Annotated in this window: 20 protein-coding genes; 10 read left to right on the top strand and 10 right to left on the bottom strand. The window is 68.7% G+C overall.

The window, feature by feature from the left end; translation table 11 throughout:
- Positions 1–113: 113 nt before the first annotated feature.
- The 4 genes from M8H82_RS20760 to M8H82_RS20745 all read right to left on the bottom strand — a co-directional run bounded on the left by M8H82_RS20760 (position 114) and on the right by M8H82_RS20745 (position 3,583).
- Positions 114–611, bottom strand: a complete 498-nt coding sequence (locus M8H82_RS20760) for a peptidylprolyl isomerase (protein WP_250076287.1) — start codon at positions 609–611, stop codon at positions 114–116.
- 70 nt (positions 612–681) lie between these two features.
- Positions 682–2,358 carry a glycosyltransferase family 2 protein gene (locus tag M8H82_RS20755; protein WP_250076284.1) on the bottom strand — a complete coding sequence of 559 codons (1,677 nt, stop codon included), beginning with the start codon at positions 2,356–2,358 and terminating at the stop codon, positions 682–684.
- Positions 2,359–2,501: 143 nt separating this feature from the next.
- A complete protein-coding gene (locus M8H82_RS20750; protein WP_250076282.1) occupies positions 2,502–2,738 on the bottom strand; it encodes a DUF397 domain-containing protein in 237 nt (78 codons plus the stop codon).
- Positions 2,735–3,583 carry a helix-turn-helix transcriptional regulator gene (locus M8H82_RS20745; RefSeq protein WP_250076280.1) on the bottom strand — a complete coding sequence of 283 codons (849 nt, stop codon included), beginning with the start codon at positions 3,581–3,583 and terminating at the stop codon, positions 2,735–2,737. The genes M8H82_RS20750 and M8H82_RS20745 overlap by 4 nt, the downstream gene beginning before the upstream one ends.
- A 192-nt stretch (positions 3,584–3,775) precedes the next feature.
- On the opposite strand from M8H82_RS20745, the gene M8H82_RS20740 reads away from it, so the two are divergent.
- Positions 3,776–4,429: an ATP-binding protein gene (locus M8H82_RS20740; RefSeq protein ID WP_250076277.1), complete on the top strand. Its 654-nt coding sequence runs from the start codon at positions 3,776–3,778 to the stop codon at positions 4,427–4,429.
- A 33-nt stretch (positions 4,430–4,462) separates the two neighbouring features.
- On the opposite strand, the gene M8H82_RS20735 is transcribed toward M8H82_RS20740, so the two are convergent.
- Positions 4,463–5,482 (bottom strand): hypothetical protein, encoded by a 1,020-nt coding sequence (locus M8H82_RS20735; protein ID WP_250076275.1) that lies wholly within the window; start codon positions 5,480–5,482, stop codon positions 4,463–4,465.
- A gap of 101 nt (positions 5,483–5,583) precedes the next feature.
- On the opposite strand from M8H82_RS20735, the gene M8H82_RS20730 reads away from it, so the two are divergent.
- Positions 5,584–6,159 carry a hypothetical protein gene (locus tag M8H82_RS20730; protein ID WP_250076274.1) on the top strand — a complete coding sequence of 192 codons (576 nt, stop codon included), beginning with the start codon at positions 5,584–5,586 and terminating at the stop codon, positions 6,157–6,159.
- A 17-nt stretch (positions 6,160–6,176) separates the two neighbouring features.
- On the opposite strand, the gene M8H82_RS20725 is transcribed toward M8H82_RS20730, so the two are convergent.
- Positions 6,177–9,239: a DUF3427 domain-containing protein gene (locus M8H82_RS20725; protein WP_250076272.1), complete on the bottom strand. Its 3,063-nt coding sequence runs from the start codon at positions 9,237–9,239 to the stop codon at positions 6,177–6,179.
- 165 nt (positions 9,240–9,404) lie between these two features.
- Here M8H82_RS20725 and M8H82_RS20720 point away from each other — a divergent pair, with 165 nt between their 5' ends.
- Positions 9,405–9,872 carry an SRPBCC family protein gene (locus M8H82_RS20720; RefSeq protein WP_250076270.1) on the top strand — a complete coding sequence of 156 codons (468 nt, stop codon included), beginning with the start codon at positions 9,405–9,407 and terminating at the stop codon, positions 9,870–9,872.
- An 81-nt stretch (positions 9,873–9,953) separates the two neighbouring features.
- Here M8H82_RS20720 and M8H82_RS20715 read toward each other — a convergent pair whose 3' ends face one another.
- On the bottom strand, positions 9,954–10,985 hold the full coding sequence (locus tag M8H82_RS20715; RefSeq protein ID WP_250076268.1) for a YecA family protein: 1,032 nt from the start codon (positions 10,983–10,985) through the stop codon (positions 9,954–9,956).
- A gap of 76 nt (positions 10,986–11,061) precedes the next feature.
- On the bottom strand, positions 11,062–12,534 hold the full coding sequence (locus M8H82_RS20710; protein ID WP_250076266.1) for a glycoside hydrolase: 1,473 nt from the start codon (positions 12,532–12,534) through the stop codon (positions 11,062–11,064).
- Between the two features lie 218 nt (positions 12,535–12,752).
- On the opposite strand from M8H82_RS20710, the gene M8H82_RS20705 reads away from it, so the two are divergent.
- From M8H82_RS20705 to M8H82_RS20695, 3 genes are all read left to right on the top strand, one after another.
- A complete protein-coding gene (locus tag M8H82_RS20705) occupies positions 12,753–13,061 on the top strand; it encodes a DUF6412 domain-containing protein (RefSeq protein ID WP_250076264.1) in 309 nt (102 codons plus the stop codon).
- 94 nt (positions 13,062–13,155) lie between these two features.
- Complete coding sequence (locus M8H82_RS20700; protein WP_250076262.1) at positions 13,156–13,842, top strand: YidC/Oxa1 family membrane protein insertase; 687 nt, start codon at positions 13,156–13,158, stop codon at positions 13,840–13,842.
- Positions 13,843–13,962: 120 nt separating this feature from the next.
- On the top strand, positions 13,963–14,814 hold the full coding sequence (locus M8H82_RS20695; protein WP_250076260.1) for a fumarylacetoacetate hydrolase family protein: 852 nt from the start codon (positions 13,963–13,965) through the stop codon (positions 14,812–14,814).
- 82 nt (positions 14,815–14,896) lie between these two features.
- Here the strand turns inward: M8H82_RS20695 and M8H82_RS20690 are convergent, their stop codons facing one another.
- On the bottom strand, positions 14,897–15,403 hold the full coding sequence (locus M8H82_RS20690; RefSeq protein ID WP_250076258.1) for a heme-degrading domain-containing protein: 507 nt from the start codon (positions 15,401–15,403) through the stop codon (positions 14,897–14,899).
- Entirely contained in the window at positions 15,400–16,467 is a 1,068-nt protein-coding gene (locus tag M8H82_RS20685) for a Gfo/Idh/MocA family oxidoreductase (RefSeq protein ID WP_250076256.1), read from the bottom strand. Before M8H82_RS20685 ends, M8H82_RS20690 begins: the two co-directional genes overlap by 4 nt.
- 56 nt (positions 16,468–16,523) lie before the next feature.
- Here M8H82_RS20685 and M8H82_RS20680 point away from each other — a divergent pair, with 56 nt between their 5' ends.
- The 4 genes from M8H82_RS20680 to M8H82_RS20665 all read left to right on the top strand — a co-directional run bounded on the left by M8H82_RS20680 (position 16,524) and on the right by M8H82_RS20665 (position 20,566).
- Positions 16,524–17,624: an ROK family transcriptional regulator gene (locus M8H82_RS20680; RefSeq protein ID WP_250076255.1), complete on the top strand. Its 1,101-nt coding sequence runs from the start codon at positions 16,524–16,526 to the stop codon at positions 17,622–17,624.
- A gap of 109 nt (positions 17,625–17,733) precedes the next feature.
- Positions 17,734–18,513, top strand: coding sequence for a hypothetical protein (locus M8H82_RS20675; protein WP_250076253.1), 780 nt, complete (start codon positions 17,734–17,736; stop codon positions 18,511–18,513).
- Between the two features lie 31 nt (positions 18,514–18,544).
- Positions 18,545–19,300 carry a GntR family transcriptional regulator gene (locus M8H82_RS20670; protein ID WP_250076251.1) on the top strand — a complete coding sequence of 252 codons (756 nt, stop codon included), beginning with the start codon at positions 18,545–18,547 and terminating at the stop codon, positions 19,298–19,300.
- 141 nt (positions 19,301–19,441) lie between these two features.
- Positions 19,442–20,566 carry a TIGR03364 family FAD-dependent oxidoreductase gene (locus M8H82_RS20665; RefSeq protein ID WP_250076249.1) on the top strand — a complete coding sequence of 375 codons (1,125 nt, stop codon included), beginning with the start codon at positions 19,442–19,444 and terminating at the stop codon, positions 20,564–20,566.
- The last annotated feature ends 3 nt before the right edge of the window (positions 20,567–20,569 follow it).

The raw sequence follows: 20,569 nt of genomic DNA, 5'->3' as shown, positions 1-20,569 counted from the left end.
TAGTCATCACGCTCGACACTCACTCGAGGCGCCTGGACGTGATCATGACGCCGGGATGTGAGAAGGCCGGGGCGATGGTGCATGCCCCGGCCGTCAGCGGTGGATGTCGCTCGTCAGAGCTGACCCGACGCCGAGATCGTCACCTTCGCGGACGGCTTGCCGCTCTGGGAGCCCAGCGACTCGATCTTCTTCACGAGCTGCATGCTGGTCTCGTCGGCGACCTCGCCGAACACCACGTGCTTGCCGTCCAGCCAGCCCGTCACGACGGTCGTGACGAAGAACTGGGAGCCGTTGGTGTTCGGGCCGGCGTTGGCCATCGAGAGCAGGCCCGGGCGGTCGTGCTTGAGCTTGAAGTTCTCGTCGGCGAACTTCTCGCCGTAGATGCTCTTGCCGCCGGTGCCGTCGCCCCGGGTGAAGTCACCGCCCTGGAGCATGAACTCCGGGATGACGCGGTGGAAGGAGGACCCGGCGTAACCGAAGCCCTTCTCGCCGGTGGCGAGGGCGCGGAAGTTCTCCGCGGTCTTCGGGACGACGTCGTCGAAGAGGTTGAAGTTGATGCGTCCGGCGGGCTCGCCGTTGATGGTGATGTCGAAATAGACCTTGGTCGTCATACCCCCATCCTGCACCCTCCGGTCCCGTGGCACTGCCGCAGGGCCTCAAGGACGACGTCATGGCGTCCGCTCAGCCGCCCTTCGGGGTGCTCCAGGGATCCGCCCGCCGTGCCAGTCCGCCCGCCCTGCGGCGCAGTGACGGTGGGAGGCGGTGCAGGAGCTTGCGGGTCGTTCGGCGCAGGTCGGGGGAGGTGGCCGCGTGGAGGAGGAGGCGGTGGTGGAGGGCCGTGCTCCCCGGCGGGCCCACCGACAGGCCGAGTTGCGCGTCACGGGGTGTCCGGGTCGGGATGACCAGGCGGGGCGGCCGGCCCACCGTCACGGTGGGCGTCCTGCCGAGGGTGTCGTCCAGGACGACCCGTGCGCGGCGGCCCACCCCCAGGAGCTGCGCGCTCGCCCACGCCAGGTGGGTACCGGGGGGCAGGGGCTCGCCCGCGGCCAGGGTCAGCGGGTCGATGGTCGTCGTACCCGACAGCAGGACGCGATGGCGGCCGTCACCCGCGCGTTGGGTCCTCGGTGTCAGGTCGCCGTCCGGGAACCACCACGCGTCGCGGGCCGTGTCATGGGTCAGCAGTTCGCCCTCGGCGTACGCCAGGGGGTCCCGGACCTCCCAGTCCTCGGCGCCCTCGATGCCGTCCAGGAACTCGGGGTCCAGGCAGAGACGGCCGTCCTGGCGTTCGTACAGCGTGAGAGGTTCGCCGTCCGGGCGGAGCATCTCGATCGTCGTGGTGAGGCGGAGCCTCCCGTCGCTCCAGTGGAGGTCCTCCACCGTGAGGCGCGGCCTGATCCCCCGTACCCGCCGGGCCAGCTCGATCAGGGAGTCCAGCCGGCCCTCCTCCAGCAGCGCGCCGCGCAGGCGGGAGATCGGGGGCAGTCCCTCCCGTACGCCCGGCGGGAAGCAGTCGAGGGCCATACGGCGGACTGTGCTGAAGTAGCGGTTCAGGGCCGGGCCGGTGCGCTGGAGGACCCTCGGCTCGCTCACCGGGCGCAGGAGTTCCACCCGGTAGGAGCGGCGCAGGAAGTCGTCCTGGAGGGGGCCGGGCTCCGTGCCCTCCTTCACCGCGTCCACCACCGTGCGCAGGTAGCCGTAGTACGCCTCCGGACTCGTGGCCGAGGCGCTAGTGTTGCCGCCGTCCTCGCGGCGGTTCCAGACGTAGCAGGGGGTGGCGAGGATCGAGACGGTCCTGGCGCGGACGTAGGCGCGGGCCATGAACAGCTGGTCCTCCAGGCGTACCCGGCCCTCCGGGAACTCGATGCCGTGTTCGAGGAGGAAGGCCCGGCGGAACATCTTGTGCGGGGTCAGGCTCTCGAAGAGCGGGGCGTCGGCGGCGGTGCAGCGGTCCACCGTACGTCTGAACACCCTGCTGGGCGCCTGCATCGTGCCGATCACCCGGCCCAGGACGATGTCCGAGCCGTTGCGCGCGGCGAGGCGGTACAGGTCCTCCAGCGCCGTCGGCGTCAGCTCGTCGTCCTGGTCCACGAACTGCACGTACTCGCCCCTGGCGTGCCGGACACCGACGTTGCGGGGTCTGCCCGGCCAGCCGGAATTCTCCTGGTGCACGACGCGGACGTGCGGATGCCGGGCCGCCAGCCGGTCCAGGTGCGCGCCGGAACCGTCGGTCGACCCGTCGTCGACGTAGACGATCTCGTAGGCGTCGCGGCCGATGCTCTGGTCGAGGAGGGAGGGGGCGCAGCGGGCCAGGTATTCACCCGCGTTGTACACGGGCACTACGACGCTGACCTTGAGCATGGGGCCCCCGGGGTTCAGCTGCGGTTCGTCTGGGCGTAGGTGACACGTTATGTCAGCTTCTGGGGAAGCGACACGGCATCGGGCCCGGCCTGACTCCGGTGACCAGCTGCCGCGTGCGGCCGCTCATCAGGACGTCGTGGAACTCAGCGAGCCCGCCGCCCTCCGGGCATCGCGAACTGATCCTGTCCCACCGCACGTATGAAGGCCTGCCAAGGCCCGCGGGCCGACGTGACCACTGGCCCCCTTGTAATCTTGGAGTCCCGCACATGGGCGCGGCCGTCACTCAGCGCACATTCGACGCACTCACCCCCGGCGCCGTTGCTGTACGACGAGGTGAACCACTCCAGCCCGTTACGTTCGTTGGATATTGCATCGCTCACTTTGCGTATTCCTTCACGATCGATTCGATCAACCCGGCCGAGCGCTGAGGGCTCAAAGCCGCTGCCCGAAGTCTGTCGAACGCCCTGGTGTACTCCCGCACATGATGCTCGCCTTCCAGATACACGGCGTCGGTGATGCCGTCCCTGTACACGATGTCCGGATCTTCCGGCGCAGGGAAGCCCAGCATGGTGAATGAGCCCGTGACCGGACAGGTGCCTGAATCGAAGGGAAGGACCTGCAAGGTTACGGCGGGCAACTCGGCCGTCTCCAGCACTCGTTCGAGCTGCGCCCGCATCACCCCGCGGTCGCCGATGACGTGGCGCAGAGCGCCTTCGCTCACGATGAACCAGGCATCGGGGGCGTCGGGCCGTGCCAGCATGGCTTGGCGCTCCATGCGTACGCGTACCGCCCTGTCGATGTCCTCCGCGGCCATGTGCCCCCCGGCCTTGTGAAGTTCGCAGGCGTACGGCTCTGTCTGCATCAGGCCGGGGATCAGCTCGCACTGGTATTGACGGAATGTGGTCGCGTCCTGTTCTAGGCCGATGTAAATGTTGAACCATTCCGGCACGCCTGTGCCATGGACCTGCCACCAACCGCGCATTTTGGCCTGACGGGCCAATGATCTGAGGAACTCGCGCAACTCGTCGGTGGTGCCGTAGAAGCGGCACAGCGCGTCGATGTCGGACGGTTGAACCCGACCGCTCCCCGTCTCCATCCGGTTGACCTTCGAGCCGCTCCAGTCCAGGGCTTCGCCAACCTGCGCGCAGGTCAGGGAGCTCTTCTCGCGCAGCTTCTTCAGCTCGATCGACAGACGCCGGCGACGTGCCGTCGGTGAACCGGCCATCTCAACCCTCTTTCGGATAGCGGGCGTTCAGTCTTGCGCCAAGGGATGGGGATGCCAATCACTCATAAGTGGGAATCCCGAGCTGCACATTGCATGACGGGATGGGATTTCGTCACTCTGAGTGGAAGCAACTCAACGTGAGTGTCCATAACGCTGTGCTCTTTCAAGAGCCGCTGCGACGAGAGGGGCCCCATGACTCACGAGGCATGCATGCCACGCAGGCCGTGGGACTTGGCCTTCACCGCCGAGCCTGCGGAGGTGGCCGCGCTGCGCCGTGTCATGCGGCTCCATCTGGGGGCCTGGGGATTGCACGGCACGGTCGACCAGGCTCAGTTGTGCGTTAGTGAGCTGGTCACCAACGTCATCACCCACACCGGGCGCGGCACACCGGCCACGTTGGCTGTCTCTATGAGCGGCACCTACCTGCGTATCGAGGTGCACGACCCTGACACGCGCGCTCTGCCCACGCTGCTCGACGCGGCCCCGGAGGCGGAAGGCGGCAGAGGGATGGCTCTGGTGAACGCGGTCGCTGACCGCTGGGGCGTACAACTCCGGCCCGATCACAAGGTCACGTGGTGCGAGTTGGCGACGGGGCTTTCTACTCCGAACGGTCATGTGGAGAGCCCCGGCGTATCGCGCGCCGAGGCCCTGCTCGGCGTCTATACGTCGGTGAAACGGCCTCCTCGCTCAGCAGTGCATCGCCTTTCAGCGGGCCAGGCGGAGGACGTCGCCATCGCCGCCATCGCGGATTTCCTCCGCTGGCTTCGGGTGCATGGCTATGACGTGGATGACGCGTTGGACCGCGCGCAGACTCACTTCGAGGTGGAGACGGGGGCCGCCACATGAGGGGTGGGGTGAGGCATAACCCCACCCGGACACCTATGCGGGCACGGGGCAATCCACGCAGCGGAAGGAACGCGTAAAAGTGCCTTCCGCAAACTCAGAGAAGCCGCCGCTGTCGTTGCGGTACACGAGGCCAATCCCATGCTCGGTGAGCAGGTCGCGGAGATCTGCTTGGGGAAGGGCCGGTGCCAGCACCATCAGATGGAGCGGCTGCTCGTGCGGGATCTCATTCAAGTAGCGTCTTGCGCGGAGGAGCTGGGCCAAAGCCTGAGTGATCGACTCGCTCGCCGCGCTGCCCGTCGGCTCATACACCGTGTTGTTCGTGGGGTTGTACAGCTCGAACATGAGCCGAGAGCTGGAGTTACGCATGGCAAGATCCAGTTGACCAATCGTTTCCCCACTGGCGGTCTCACGCTCCTCGAACGCATCCGCCAGGTCATCACGGGTTGCTGTCACCTGGTCGACGTCGGTCTGTGGCCGCCGTTCGCGGCTCCGACGTCGAGTCGCCCGGGCATAGCGGCCTGCGGTACGACTGAACCCCAACCGGGATCGGCGCGCTAGCTGGAGAGTGTCGGACGCCTCTCTCACGTATCGGCCGATGGGGCGCAGCCGAAAGACGATGACGTCACGATCCTGACCTAGCTCGTCTTTGGCCTCGCGTATCTCGAATGGTCTGCGCTCATCAAGCTTGAACATCCCTATGTATCGATGCGTTCGGGTATCACTCCCAGGAACCTTGCCCACGGCGACGAACAGATGCAGCGTGCGACTCATCCGGGCGTGCTCAAGTATGGATAAGTTGCCACCTGTGAAGGTCTGGTTGCCCCGCTTACCGGCGCCGGTGTAAGTGAAGACTGGACCCAGGTCATCATCCTCCGCTAGCCATCCGTCGTGATAGCCGTAGCGTTCGCCGACCTTGCTGTCAGAGAAGAGGAGAACGTTGCGCTTTTCGATAGCGGGACAGATCCCGGCGAAGCCACTGCCACCTAGTACGGGGTGTATCTGCTTACGCGTCAGGATGGCACCGGGCTGGAACACCAAAGGAGTTGTTGTCATGCAGCGAGGCTAGTGGGTTCACTGCTCGTGGCGTGCAGCAGGTGACGTAGGTCGCCGATCTCGCCGTTGTGGCCGTGTCAGGCTCGGGTGAGGATGGTGCGATGGGTGAGGCGACGGGGACGATCATCGCAGCTGTTATCGCTTTCGCATCCGCGGTCATCGGGGCGGTGATTGCCGGGAGGTATGCCAGGGGTGGAGCGGAAGCCGGCGGACGTAAGGCCGTTGAGGCAGCGCTAGCGCAGGTGCACGGTCAGGCGGCAGCGGAACACTGGCAGTGGGTGCGCAGTCAGCGACATCAGTCCTTTGCTGCTCTCTTTGCGGCTTATGCCGTACTCGATGAAGTGCTCACACGACTCGCCCCCGAGGTGCGCGGCAGCAGTGGGCTGGATGCTTCGGCACGGCGCGAGGTGGGAGAGGGCACGCTTGAGATGCAAGCGAAAACCAGCCAGTTGGCGCTTTGGGGACCAAGCGAGGCAAACGAGCTGGCTTACTTGCTGACGGAGGCGTCGATGGCAGCAGTAGCTTCCTTGTTGGCGGTCGTAGGTACGAATCCCGAGGGCATGAGCGCAGCCTGGTCCCGCTTTGTCGAAGCCAGGGATGAGATGGCGCACGCCCATGCGGCCTTCCTCCAAAGGGCGGGAGAAATCCTGCGTGATCCACGCCAGCCGGTCAGTTAGCACGCGTACGTCATCGGTTAGCCCGCGGTGATAGCCGAGTACGACCACACATCGGCGGGCAGGTCGTGGTGCAGTTGCCAGGTGATGGCCATGGGCCTGCTGCCCTGATGACGGACGTAGGTTGCTGGACCGAGCAGCATCCATGGTTGGGCTTTGCCGATGTCGGTGTCCTTATAGCGCCGCATGAACATCAGCACATGGCTTCCGCGCTGGACGTGCTGTTGGTAGCGCAGTCCGGTGGGTGATGTGTCCGCGGTTGTGCTCTGCGACTCCCAATGGAAGAGAGAAGGGCTCAGCGCATAGTCCTTGTACCGGACGGTGGGTGAGAAGTCCTTTTCGTTCTTTTCTAGAGTGATCAGCAGAGCATCCGTCTGGTTCTGCTCGTCCCACAACACACCCTGCGCAAAAGATCCAGGCATCTGACCGCCGAGCCGAGCGACACCTAGCCCGGCCAGGATCTCAGAGCGGTTGTACGCGCTATGGACCTTCAGAGGGATGTGCGCGTGCGGGCCAACGAGGGGGATGGGGAAGTGATCGGCCTGTCCCATCACATGCTTCAGCACCTGCCGTAGTTCGCTGCGCAGGGCTCGCTGTGCACGAAGCGATTCGAGTCCTTGCGCGTACGAACTGAACCCACCAGCCTTGTCCCACAAGTTGAAGAACAGCATGCGTGCGAAGGTTTTGTCCCTCGGACTCAAGGAATCGTAGGGAGGAGCGTCATCGCTCAGCAAGCGAGCATACGCCTCAGCACGTTCGAGGTCATCGACGTGCAGAAACGCATGCACCCGCTTGAGTAGATCCTCCTCACCAGCTTGTTCAGGCAGGTCGGTCATGCTGGCTCGGCGCAGGACAGACGTCCAAGAATTGCTCGCCTTATACAACTCCCTGATCTCGCGGCGGCTCTCCTTGAGGTAGTCAGCGAGGAGAGGCGTATTGAAGGCCTTGGCCTCCTTGGCGAGGGTCTGGACGTTCGCCTTGATCTGGGTGCGAATGTTCTCCAGTACGAGTTCCTTGGACTTTCCTTCCAGAATGATCTGGCAGCCCGACGGCAGCAGCGGAAAATCATGCTCGGCGTGCTCAAGGAGCCGGTTGCGCGACAGGTTCGTCATCGCGCGGAACTGTTCTTCGAACCGGAACTCGGCGCGATGCTGGCCGATGAAGTCGAGCACCGTGAGTACGGGTTTGTCCGGCGTGCGGCGGAGACCGCGCCCGAGCTGCTGGAGGAAGACGGTGGCGCTGCTTGTCGGGCGCAGGAGGAGGAGTGTGTCAACGTCGGGGATATCCAAGCCCTCGTTGAAGAGGTCCACCGAGAAGATGACTTGGATCTCTCCAGCCTTGAGCTGGGCGAGCACCTGATCGCGGACTTCGGGCTTCGACTCGCTGTCCAGGGCGGCGGCCTTGAAGCCTGCCAGCTGGAAGCACTGCGCCATGAAGTGAGCGTGCTTCCTGCTCACGCAAAAACCCAGTGCGCGCATGCTCATCGGGTCGGAGACCTTGCTGCGCACCTGTTTGATGACGATACGGGCCCGGGCATGGTCGGCGGAGAACAGCTCGCCGAGCTGGCTCTGGTCGTACGTTCCCGAACGCCAGTTGAGTCGCCTGAGATCGGTGCCATCGGGCAGGCCAAAGTAGTGGAATGGGCAGAGCAGGTCGTTGTCGAGGGCTTCCCATAGCCGCATTTCGGCGGCGATTCGTCCGTCAAAGAACTCGTCCTGAACGTTCAGACCGTCCGCACGTTCGGGAGTAGCGGTCAGACCGAGGAGCTGTTTCGGCTTGAAGTGGTTAAGGACGCGTCGGTACGTCGTAGCGGTGGCGTGATGGAATTCGTCGACGACGATGATGTCGAAATGTTCCGGGTCGAACTGGTCGAGTCGCTGATCGGTGAGTGACTGCACGCTAGCGAAGACATGCTTCCATTCGCGAGGTAGCTCACCGCCCACGAGGACTTCTCCGAAGGAGGCGTCGTTGAGTACTTCACGGTATTTGCGCAGAGACTGCTTCAGAATCTCTTTACGGTGAGCCACAAAGAGGAGCCGCGGGTACTGTTTGCCACCCAGCTCCTTGTGCAGATTGCGGTAGTCAAGGGCGGCCATGACAGTCTTGCCGGTACCTGTCGCAGCAACGAGCAAGTTATGCTGGTGACTGCGGACTTCACGCTCAACGCGCAGGCGCTCCAACATGTCGGCCTGATGCGGATACGGCCGAACCTCAAGACCGGACAAGCTGATCTTGAAGTCGTGGCCGGCAGTTGAACCACCTGCCACGCCTAGAGCCTCGTCCAACTTGCGCGCGTCGCGATCCGGATCGTAGAGCTCGAAAGCGATGTCGTTCCAGTACGCGTCGAAGGTGGCCTCGAACTTCTTGAGCACCACCGGAGTGGCTACGGAGGACAGGCGTACGTTCCACTCCAGCCCGTCGAGGAGAGCGGCTCGCGAGAGGTTGGAGCTACCCACGTAGGCCGTATCGAAGCCGCTTTTGCGGCGAAACAGCCAGGCCTTGGCATGCAGGCGCGTCGAACGGGTCTCGTAGTTGATCTTTACTTGAGCGCCGAAGTCACGAACGAGTCGGTCCAGTGCGTGGCGGTCGGTCGCGCCGATATACGTGGTCGTGATGACGCGAATCGGGATGCCACGATCCCTGGCGGCGCGGAGGGAGTCCTCAAGCACGCGCAGCCCGTACCACTTGACGAAGGCACACAGCAGATCGATGCGATCTGCGGTGGCAAGCTCAGCTCGCAGCTCACTTCCCAGGCTTGGATCCTCGGGGGAGTTGGTGATGAGGGCGGTCTCTGAGAGGGGAGTGAGCGGACGCATGGCGTAAACGCCAGGGGCTTCCTGCTCGGCCAGCGCAAGGAGTTGTCGAGGTCCATCGGCGATGAGCTCGACACTCTCACTGGGTGTAAGCGAGGCGATGATCTGGTTGGCTACCGCAACGCGCTGGTCCGGCGGTAGCTGGCTGAGGCGGTGACTCACCGCCCGTTCGATATGCCGGGCGATTACATGCGGTGACGATTCCTCGCTAACTTCATCATCGACGGCCTTCCAACCCGCACCGGTCAGCTGCTCTATCTGCTGCTGCATGCGGTGGGTGACAAGCTCCTCGTACACACCCGCAACAGGCTGAGACAAATCCCCCGGCAGAGCCACGCCGTATCCCCCATCCCTCACATGGCAAGGGCTCTGTTGTAGCAGGCAGCTGTGACAGTTCCCATGGGCGGCTGTCCGCCCCCCTGCTTTCATGGACCCATGACCAGTAAGACCGTAGTCGTAGAGCGCCGTATCGCCGCAGCTCAAGGCCTGGTGTGGGATGCCCTAACCGACCTCCGGGGGATGGAGGACGTCCTCAGCGGGGTCTCGAAGGTCGAGGTTCTTTCCGAGGGGCCCTTCGATGTGGGGACCCGGTGGCGGGAGACGCGGCGGATGTTCGGGAAGGAGGCCACCGAGGAGATGTGGGTGACCGACTGCGACCCGCCCGTGCGGTATGTCGTCGAGGCCGAGTCGCACGGGTCCCGCTACCTCTCGGAGTGGGTGCTGCGGGCGGACGGACCGGAGACGACGACCGTCTCCCTGTCGTTCAGTGCCGATGCCCCCAGCGGCGGCTTCAGGGGAGTCCTCGCCAAGCTCCTCGGCGGGCTGGGCACCCGGGCCGTCAGCAAGGCCATCGCCAAGGACTTGGACGATGTCGCCGCCGCCGTGGAGGGGCGCCAGGGCTGAGCTCCGGTCACTCCGCGCCGTCGATATGCGTCAGGGCTCCGCTCAGGTCACTCCGCCCCCTCCAGCCCCCGAACCGCTCACTCACCCCACCCCATGACACCCCCGATACCCCCGCCCCGACCCGCACCAGCACTCCGCCCCCCGCTGCGGCGGCCACGCCACCGCCCTGCCCCTGGCCGCCAGCGTCGTCGCGTACTGCGGGAGCAGTGAGGCGTCGCCCGGTGATGTGCCCTCCGATGCCGCGAACGCCTCGTAGGACGGCACCGTCCCCGTCACGATGCCCAGGTTCGCGGTGCCGGAGGAGGCCAGTTCGCGCAGGGAGGCCTCTATGGTCGACAGGTGTGCCTCGTGGGACGGGTACTCCTCCGCCAGCGCCGGGTAGGCCTCAGTGAGTTCCGCCAGTTCCGTCTCGGGCCAGTGCAGCACCGCCACCGGGAAGGGGCGGGACAGCGCCTCCCGGTACGCGCCCAGCTCCGCCCGCAGGCGGCCGATCTCCGCCTCCAGTTCCGCCGGGTTGTCCGAGCCAAGGGACCACACGCGCTTGGGGTCGTGGAGTTCGTCCAGGGAGACCGCGGAGGTGGGGGACGAGTGGGAGAGGTGGAGCGTGTCCGCCGTGGTGTCCCAGTCGTCGTGCGGCGCGCCCAGCATGCGGCGGACCCGGTGGCGGCCGTACAGCAGCGGGTGGGTGGCGTAAGGGGGCTCCGGTGCGTTCGAGAGGAGCAGGGTCACGGCCTCCGTGAACGTCTCCTGCGCCGCCTCCAGCTCGTCGTGCGCCTCCAGGGCCTCCGCCACGATCACCCAGGGCGCCGGGTCGCGGGGCGCTGCCGCGCGGATGCCGTCGATGATCGCCCTGGCCTCGGCCTCATGGCCGTACTCCCACAGGTTCGCGGCCTTCAGGGCGCGCACCAGGTGCGGGTTCTCCAGCGTGGCCGCCGACGACAGCAGGCGGTCGTAGAGCGTGGACGCGGCGGGGCGGTCGCCGGCGAGTTCCAGGTGGGCCGCGGCCCGCAGCAGCAGGGCCTCGGCGTCCTCGGGGTACAGGCCGGCGGTCCGCTCCAGGCGTGCCGCTTCGGCAGTGTGGTCGACGTTCTCGGCAGGCGTGTCGGGGCGCATGGGTGACACCGTACTGCGGGGGCCCGGCGAAAGAGAGATACGGGCAGGCCAGGCCCCCGCGTACAGACCGGCTTTCCTAGATCGTCACCCCGTCCACATGCAGCGTCTGCACGGCCCCCGGCGCGAACACCGCGCTCACCGACTTTCCGGACACCCGCGTATCGGTGTACGCGCGGTACATGTCCCCGCCTCCCGTCACCGTGTTCCACCGCGGGACCAGACCTCCTGAGCCGCCCGTCACGGTCGAGAAGCGGGACAGGTCGAAGGTGAGGGTCTGGGCGGTCGTCGCCGTGTTCACGGCCACGAGCACCAGTCGGCGCGCCGTCGCGTCGTACGCCGCCGCCGCGTAGCTCACGCCCGTGTCCAAAATCGTCATGCCGGGGCGGATGTGGCGGCTGAACTGGGCCATCACGTAGTACTTCGGCTGTACGGTCGTCGGCTGGAGCGTGTTCGCGTCGTACGCGATCATCGCCCAGCCCGTCGACGGGTCCATGACCTGCCAGTAGCACCAGGCCGTCGGATGCAGCCAGCGGAAGTCGTAGCAGAGATTGCGGGCCATGCTCAGGCCCGTGCCGTCGCCGTCGCCCGTCTCCGAGTTCCACAGCTTCTTGCCCGACGCCGTCACCACGTCCGCGTGCAGCAGGTCCCTGCGGCCGCCCGCGCCCTGGTAGCCGTGCACGTTCACCTGGGACACCAGCGCCCTGGTCGAGGAGCCGAAACTCGCCCAGGTGCTGCGGGCGGTGTCGTAGTTCGTCTCGTCCGACGCCGAGATGCGTACGGCCGTCAGGCCCCGCTTGTCCAACTCGCTGCGCAGGTACGGCAGTACGGCCGCCTGCACCGCCGGGTCGAGGTGGCAGCCCTCCTGGGTGCCGGTGGCCGTCCACCAGGTGGATGCCGGCTCGTTGAAGGGGTCCACCGTCGCGAAGTTCACGCCCCAGTGGGTTCGGGCACGCAGGGCCACGGCTGCCAGGTGGGAGGCGTGCTGGCGGTGGTTCCAGGTCTGGAGGTTGTTGCCGCCGTCGGCCGCGCCGGACGGGTTGTGGTTGTAACACATCCACCACATGGGGGAGTTGGCGAACAGCTCGCTCACCGCACCCCGCTGCGTCGCCTTCACCAGCATCGCCCGCTGTGCCGCGTCCGCCGTCCAGTCCCAGGCCGAGGATGCCGGATCCTCGTTGTTCCAGTCCTGCCAGAAGCCCTCGATCTGCTTGAACGCCGGGATGTTGGGCGACTTCACCATCGTCTCGCCGTTGACGGAGTTCCAGCTGCACGCGCCCAGGTTGTAGCGGGCGATGCTGAGGCCCAGGCCGGGGAGCGAGGTGCCGTTGTACGTCACCGACTTGGTGGTGAAGAAGAGGTCGGCGAAGTCGTCCCGGGTGCCGAAGACGTTTCCCCACCAGGCCAGGGAGGTTCCCCAGCCCTCCCAGGTGCCGTAGCGCGTGCCCGGGTTGACGGCGATCGTCGCGTCCGCGTGTGCGGTGCCCGTCGCCAGGGTGCTGCCGAGGAGTGCTCCGCCCGTTGCCGCCAGCAGAGTTCTGCGTCGGATCATGGCTTCTCCGCTTCCCGATGCTTCCTGATGCGTCCCGATGCGTTCTGATGCGTTCCGGGGTCTGTCCCGTACATGTCACAAGGAAGCATCGGGGGCGCCCCGCCCGTTGTCGAGAGTTGTCGCATCCCTTTCTCAAACCACTGTACGAAGTGGCGCACCCGGCCGGCGGTATACCGGCTGGTGGTATAACAAGACGACAACCGGGGAGGGGGAATCCGATGATCAAGCGCCGGCCCGCGTTCCGCCCCGCCGCCCTCCTCCTCGCCCTCTTCCTCGACCTGGTCCTCCTCGACGCCGGCAGCCTCTTCGCGACCGTCGCCCTCGCCGCGACCGCCGCGGCCGGAGCCGCGCTCGCCGTCTGCTCGGTCATCGCCGCGCGCTGCGCGCCCGCCGTGCCGCCCACCCGGGTGCGTACGGCCATCAGGGACCGGGACCGCCGTACGGCCTTCCTCCCGCAACGCGATCCCGACGCCAGGGGACGCACCCGCCCCCGAGCCCCCGGACTCGTCCTCGCGACGACCGCGTAGGGGCACCCTCAGAGGCCACTTCCAGGCACCCCGCGCGGGTCGTCATGCCGATCTCCTGTATCCCGGCACGACGAGACCCCCGGAGGGCTCACCCATGTCCGCTTTCGCCCGCCTTGTCGAGCAGCTCGCCGAGCTGCTCCAGCCGCTCTTCCAGGGCTCCGCGGCCGCCGCCGCGATCGTCCTGTTCACCGCGCTCGTACGGCTGCTGGTGCACCCGCTGTCCCGGGCCGCCGCCCGCGGCCAGAAGGCCCGTGCCGCGCTCCAGCCGCAGATCGCCGAGCTGCGCCGCAAGCACGGGAAGAGCCCCGAGAAGCTGCAGCGGGCCGTGCTGGAGCTGCACACCGAGCACAAGGTGTCGCCGCTGGCCGGCTGTCTGCCGAGCCTGCTCCAGGCGCCCGCGTTCTTCCTGCTGTACCACCTCTTCTCCAGCGCCGAGGTCGGCGGCCGTCCCAACGAGTTGCTCGGCCACGACCTCTTCACCGCCCCCCTCGGCGACCGCTGGGCCGACGCGCTGAGCGCGGGAGGAACGGCCGGGCTCGTGTACGCCGGGCTGTTCGCGCTCGTCGCCGCCGTCGCCTTCTTCAACTACCGGCTGTCCAGGAAGACCCTGGCGGACAGCGCGCCCCTGGACACCCCGGGCGCCGGCGCGATCACCAAGGTGATGCCGTTCATCTCCTTCTTCACGCTGATCACGGTCGCTGTCGTACCGCTCGCCGCCGCGCTGTACATCGTCACCAGTTCGGCCTGGAGCGCCGTGGAGCGGGCCGTGCTGTACCGCTGACCTACGGTCCAGTACGTGAACCGGGTATTGCGTACCGGAACGCGACCTTGGAGGATCGACCAGTCCTCCGATGGCTGCACACATCGGCGGGCGCCCCCGCGATCGAGGGAGATTGTGACCATGAAGCTGCTGCGAGTCGGTACGGCGGGAGCGGAGACGCCCGCGCTGCTCGACGCCGACGGGGTTCTGCGGGACCTGTCGGGCGTCGTGCCGGACATCGACGGAGCGCTGCTCGCCGACGACGACGCGCTCGCGCGCATCCGTGCCGTGGCCGTTGAGCTGCCGGAGCTGGATGCCGCGGGGCTGCGGATCGGGCCGCCGCTCGGGCGGATCGGCAAGGTCGTGTGCATCGGGCTGAACTACCACGACCACGCCCGTGAAACCGGCGCCGAGCCGCCCGCCGAGCCGGTCATCTTCTTCAAGGCCGCGGACACGGTCGTGGGACCGAACGACACGGTGCTCGTGCCCCGGAGGTCGGTGAAGACCGACTGGGAGGTCGAACTGGCCGTCGTCATCGGGCGTACGGCCCGGTACGTCGAGTCCGCGGAGGCGGCGCTCGGGCATGTCGCCGGGTACGCCGTGGCGCACGACGTGTCCGAGCGGGAGTTCCAGATCGAGCGGGGCGGGACCTGGGACAAGGGCAAGAACTGCGAGACGTTCAACCCGCTGGGGCCGTGGCTGGTGACGGCGGACGAGGTGCCGGATCCGCAGAACCTGTCGCTGAAACTGTGGGTGAACGGGGAGCTGAAGCAGGACGGGACGACGGCCGAGCAGATCTTCCCGGTGGCGGAAGTCGTCCGCTACGTCAGCCAGTTCATGACGCTCTACCCCGGGGACGTCATCAACACGGGCACGCCGGCGGGGGTGGCCATGGGGCACCCCGAGCCGAAGCCGTTCCTGCGGGCCGGGGACGTGGTCGAGCTGGAGATCACCGGACTCGGGCGGCAGCGGCAGGAGTTCAAGGACGCCTAGTCGCCGGGGCTGCGCGAGCGTCGGCGGCCGGGGGCCGTCCGTGGTCGCTCGCGCAGTTCCCCGTGCCCGTGGGGGACTTCGGTCACCCCTTGTTCAGGAATTCCTCCAGCGCCTGCACCACGAACCGGTGGTCCTCCAGCTGCGGCAAGCCGCTCACCGTCACCGCTCCGATGACGCCGACCCCCTCCACCGTGAGGGGGAAGGAGCCGCCGTGGGCCGCGTACACGTCCGGGTCCAGGCGGGAGGAGTCCTCGAACGTCGTGCCCTTGGCCCGGGAGCGGGCGCCGACCAGGTAGGAGGAGGAGTGGTAGCGCTCCACCACCCGGCGCTTGCGGGCGATCCACGCGTCGTTGTCCGGGGTGGCCCCGGGGAGCGCGGCGTGGAAGAGCTGCTGGCCGGCGCGGTGGATGTCGACGGCGACCGGGGCCTGGCGCTCGCGGGCCATCTCGACCAGGAGCGTGCCCAGGCGCCAGGCGTCGTCCGCGGTGAACTCCCGGAAGACCAGGCGGCGTTCCTGTGCCTCCAGCTCCTCGACGGTCGGAGTGATCTCCGGGGTCACCTTCGGGGTGATTCCGCTGTTGTACGTCACAGTGCCACCGCCACTCCGTCGCGGGCCGAACGGCGGGCCGCCTCCAGGACGTCGAGGGCGGCGGCCGCCTCCAGCGCGGTCACCGGGTTGGTGCCGCCCTCGGTAAGGGCCCTGGCCACGGCCGCATAGTACGCGGGGTAGTCGCCAGGAAGGGTGGGTTCCGGGCGGCCTCCGCCGGTCAGCGGGGACTCCCCGGAACCGACCCGGCCCCACAGCGACTCGGGCTCGGTGCCCCAGCCGGCGCCGGGCAGCTCGCCCTCGCGCAGGGCCGCCTCCTGGGGGTCGAGGCCGTACTTGACGTAACCCGCCTTGGAGCCGAGCACCCGGAAGCGGGGGCCGAGCTGGGCGGTGGTGGCGGAGACGTAGAGGTGGGAGCGGACGCCGCCGGTGTGCGTGAGGGCGATGAACGTGTCGTCGTCCGTCTCGGCGCCCGGGCGGCGGACGTCCGACTCGGCGTACACGGTGGCGGCGGGGCCGAAGAGCATCAGTGCCTGGTCGACGACGTGGCTGCCGAGGTCGTAGAGGAGACCTCCGATCTCTGCCGGGTCGCCCGACTCGCGCCAGCCGCCCTTGAGTTGGGGGCGCCAGCGCTCGAAGCGGGACTCGAAGCGGTAGACGTCGCCCAGCTCGCCCTCGGCGATGAGCTTGCGCAGGGTGAGGAAGTCGTTGTCCCAGCGGCGGTTCTGGAAGACCGACAGGAGCAGCCCGCGCTCCTCGGCCAGTGCCGCGAGCTTCCGGGCCTCGGTGGCGGTGCCCGCGACCGGCTTGTCCACGACGACCGGCAGGCCGGCGTCGAGGGCAGCGGTGGCGAGCGGGACGTGCGTCTTGTTCGGGGACGCGATGACGATCAGGTCCAGCTCGCCGGCGCGGGCGAACAGCTCGTCGGGGGTCGCGGCGATCCGGACGTCCGGGTGGCCGGCGCGGGCCTGCTCCTGGCGCTCCGGGTTGGCGGTGACGACCGTGTCGAGGACGAGGCCCTCGGTGGCGGTGATCAGCGGGGCGTGGAAGACGGAGCCGGCGAGGCCGTAGCCGATCAAACCGGTGCGGAGGGGTGTGCCAGTCATGACGTCCACTTTCGCAACGCTGTTGCCAAAGTGCAAGCGGCGGGGAGAATGGGCGCATGAGCAGGAGTGCGAACGGCGTGACCCAGGGCGTGAATCTGCCGGCGTTGCGCAGCCACAACACCGCTCTCGTGCTGGATCTGCTGCGGACGGCCGGTCCCGAGGGGATCAGCCGGCTGGAGCTGGCGGAGCGGATCGGGCTGACCCCGCAGGCCGTCAGCAAGATCACCGCGCGGCTGCGGGCGGAGGGGCTGGCGGCGGAGGCGGGGCGGCGGGCGTCGACGGGCGGCAAGCCGCGGACCGTTCTGCGGCTGGTGCCGGAGGCCGGGCACGCGGTGGGGGTGCACCTGGACCGGGACGCGCTGCGGGCGGTGCTGGTGGATCTGACCGGGGCAGTGGTGGCGGAGCGGAGCGCTCCGCTGGGGCTGGGGGCCGGTCAGGCGGCGGTGGTGGCGGGGGTGAGCCGGGAGGTGCCGGCGCTGCTGGCGGAGCGGCCGGGGGGTGCCCTGCTCGGGGTCGGCGTCGGGGTGCCCGGGCCGCTGGACCACGTGCGGGGGGTGCTGCACCGGGTCACCGGTCTGCCCGAGTGGGACGGCTTTCCGCTGCGCGAGGCGCTGGAGCGGGAGCTGGGCGTGCCGGTGACGGTGGACAAGGACACGAACGCGGCGGCGCTGGGGCTCGCGGTCGGCGGGGTGGCGGAGTCGTTCGCGTACCTGCACTTCGGGGCCGGGCTCGGGGGCGGGATCGTGCTCGGCGGCGCGGTGCACCGGGGGGCCAGGACCGGGGCGGGGGAGTTCGGGCACCAGGTGGTGCAGCTGGACGGGCCGGTGTGCGAGTGCGGCAACCGGGGCTGCGTGGAGGCGCTGTGCCTGGCCGCCGTTCGCCGCGGCCACTTCGAGGAGGCGGCCCGCGTACTGGGCACCGGCGCCGGGAACCTGGTCGCGCTGCTCGACATCGACGTGGTGCTGCTGGGCGGCCGCACGGTGGCGGCCCGGCCGGAGCCCTTCGTACGGGGCGCCGCGGCCGTTCTCGACGAGCGCGGCCGGAGGGTCGGCGAGGAGCCGGTCCCGGTGCGGATCGCACCGGGGCAGGGCCGGGAGGTCACGGAGGGAGCGGCCCAGCTGGTACTCGCGCCGCTGTTCGGGCGGGGGGAGACGTGAGGGGACCGGCCTCCCCGCGACGGCTCGCAGGGCCGATCGGGGGAAAGCGGCGCGTCGCCGGGAGTGGCGTGCGCGTGTCGGGCGGTGTGTCCGGCATGGTCATGTGTTCATGCGACTGTTGCTGTCCGCGTCCCTGTTCCTCCCCCTCGCTCTCGTCGCCGCGCCCGGGGTCGCGCACGCCGCCGGACCGGAGAGCGGCTGTACCGCCTCCGACGGGCGCTCATTCCCGCTGACCACCCGCATCCACGGCGGTCTCTCCTCGTACCAGGCCGGCGGCGGATACGGCACCTGGTACCTGGAGCTCACCAACCGAACCGGCGCGACCTGCGAGAACGTGCACCCCGTGGTCGTGCTCGTGGACGAGAAGCGGGCGCTGACGTCCGCTCAGCCCCGGCTGGAGTTCTACGCGGGGAACCAGACCCACCCCGTCCGGTTCGAGACCACCGACGAGGACGAACTCGTCGGGGCCTTCGAGGGGTTCCCCGGCTTCACCGTCGGCCCCCGCGGGACCGTCACCGTGAAGGTGCGGCTCGCCGTCACCTCCGACGCCGTGCCCAACCGCGTCACCGCCAACGCCGCCGTCGTGCAGCGCCACGACGACGACGGGGACTGGGTGGGCCAGTCCAACGACTACCGGTTCGGCATCGACTCAGAGCCCGCCGCCGGCACCGCCGACCCCGAACGATCCCCCGCCCCCCGGCTCCCCTCCGCCGAGGAGCTCACCGGCACCGACACAGGCACAGGCACCGGCACCGGCGGCACCGGCACCCCCGCGCCCTTCGCCGAGGAACTCGCCAGCACCGGCACCCCCGCCGCCGCCCTCACCGCCGTCCTCGCCGCACTGCTCACCGCGGGCGGCACCCTGCTGCTCCTGCGCAGGCGCCGCTGAGCCCGCCGGGCCCGTCTGCGACGATCCCTGCGTGGACTACCCGAACGACCAGGCCCCCGGCGCCCCCGTCCGCTCCGGCATCCCCGAGCACGGGCGCATCCCGAAGTACTACGCGGTGAAGGCGCGCGTCGACCACCTCGTGGCGCAACTCCCCGAGGGCAGCGCCATCCCCACCGAGCGCGATCTCGCCGAGGAGTATGACGTCGCCCGCGAGACCGTGCGGCAGGCGCTGCGCGAGCTGGTGCTGGAGGGCAAGCTGCGGCGGCAGGGACGCGGAACCGTCGTCGCCGGGCCGAAGCTGGAGCAGCCGCTGTCCCTGGCCAGCTACACCGAGGGCGTACGGCGCCAGGGGCGCACCCCCGGCCGTACCCTCGTCACCCTCGACCGCTTCCCCTGCCCCGACGCCCTGGCCGCCGAGACCGGGCTCACCCGGGGCGAGGCCGTCTGGCACCTGGAGCGGGTGCTGCTCGCCGACGACGAACGGGTCGGCCTGGAGAGCACCTACGTGGCTGTGGCCCGGGTGCCCCGCCTGGACACCGACTTCGACCCCGACTCCTCCTTCTACGCCTACCTCCACTCCCAGGACATCGTCTTCGGCGACGCCGACGAGCGCATCGAGACCGTGCTGGCCACCCCGCGCGAGGCCCTGCTCATCGGCACTCCGCCGGCGCTGCCGATGCTCCTGATCCACCGGGTCTCGCGGGACACCTCCGGCGCCCCCTTGGAGCGCGTCCGGACCCTCTACCGCGGCGACCGCTTCTCCTTCAGCGCCCATCTCGGCGGCTGAAAACCGACGCTCAGGACCCTTGCTTCGGAGGCAAAAGCATCACGAATAGATAACGGGTCTAGTCCAAACGTGATGGCTCGTTCACGCTCCCGTCGGTAGCCGGACCCTTCCGGTTCCCCGAGCCCGAGGAGCGTTGCCGTCGTGAGAGTGACAGTCGTCGGAGCCGGCGTGGTGGGCACCATGCACGCCTGGCAAGCAGTGGAACGCGGCCATGAGGTCGTACAGATCGAGCGCGAGGCGGAGGCTCGCGGCGCCTCGCTGCGCAATTTCGGCCAGATCTGGGTCAGTGGCCGCGCGGTCGGCGAGGAGCTGGACACCGCCCTCAGGGCGCGGGAGCTGTGGGAGGAGATCGGCGCCCGGGTGCCGAAGCTGGGCTTCCGGGCCAACGGCTCGCTCACCCCCGTCCGCGGCGACCTCGAACTCGCCGTCGCCGAGGCCGCCGTAGCCCGCCCGGACGCCGCGGCGCGGGGCCGGGAGCTGCTCACCCAGGCCGAGGCACGCGCCCTCAACCCCGCCCTGCGCGGGGAGTTCACCGCCGCCCTGTACTGCGAGCGGGACGCGGCCGTGGAACCGCGCACGGCCCAGCTCGCCCTGCGCGAAGAGCTGCTGAAGTCGCCGCGCTACACGTTCCTGCCCGGCCGCGAGGTCCGCGAGGTCATCGGCGCCGGTACCGTCCGCGACGACCACGGCGACGTCCACGGCGGGGACGTGGTCCTGCTGTGCACCGGCGCCTGGCTCGGCGGGCTGGTCCGCGAGCTGGCCGGGCCCGGGATGCCGGTGCGCCGGGTCCGCCTGCAGATGATGCAGACCGACCCGCTGGGCGAACCGCTCACCACCTCGGTCGCCGACGCCGACAGCTTCCGCTACTACCCCGCCTACCGCGGCGACGCCCTGGACGCCCTCGCCGCCGGGCAGCCGCAGAACGAGACCGCCGAGCGGCACCGGATGCAGCTGCTCATGGTCCAGCGCGCCGACGGCGGACTGACCATCGGCGACACCCACGAGTACGAGCACCCCTTCGCCTTCGACACCCTCGAAGACCCCTACGACCACCTCGTCGAGGTCGTCGAATCCTTCCTCGGCCGCCCGCTGCCGAAGATCCGCCGCCGCTGGGCGGGCGTGTACGCGCAGTGCACCGACCCCTCCCAGGTGGTGCACCGCCAGCAGGTGCGCGACGGGGTGTGGCTGGTCACCGGGCCCGGCGGGCGCGGCATGACCTGCTCACCCGCGATAGCCGAGACCACCGCGAACGAACTGGGCTGGTGACCG

The organism is Streptomyces sp. YS415 (genome assembly GCF_023544665.1).
Lineage (GTDB): Bacteria > Actinomycetota > Actinomycetes > Streptomycetales > Streptomycetaceae > Streptomyces.
This window is presented reverse-complemented; position numbering and strand designations above follow the sequence as displayed.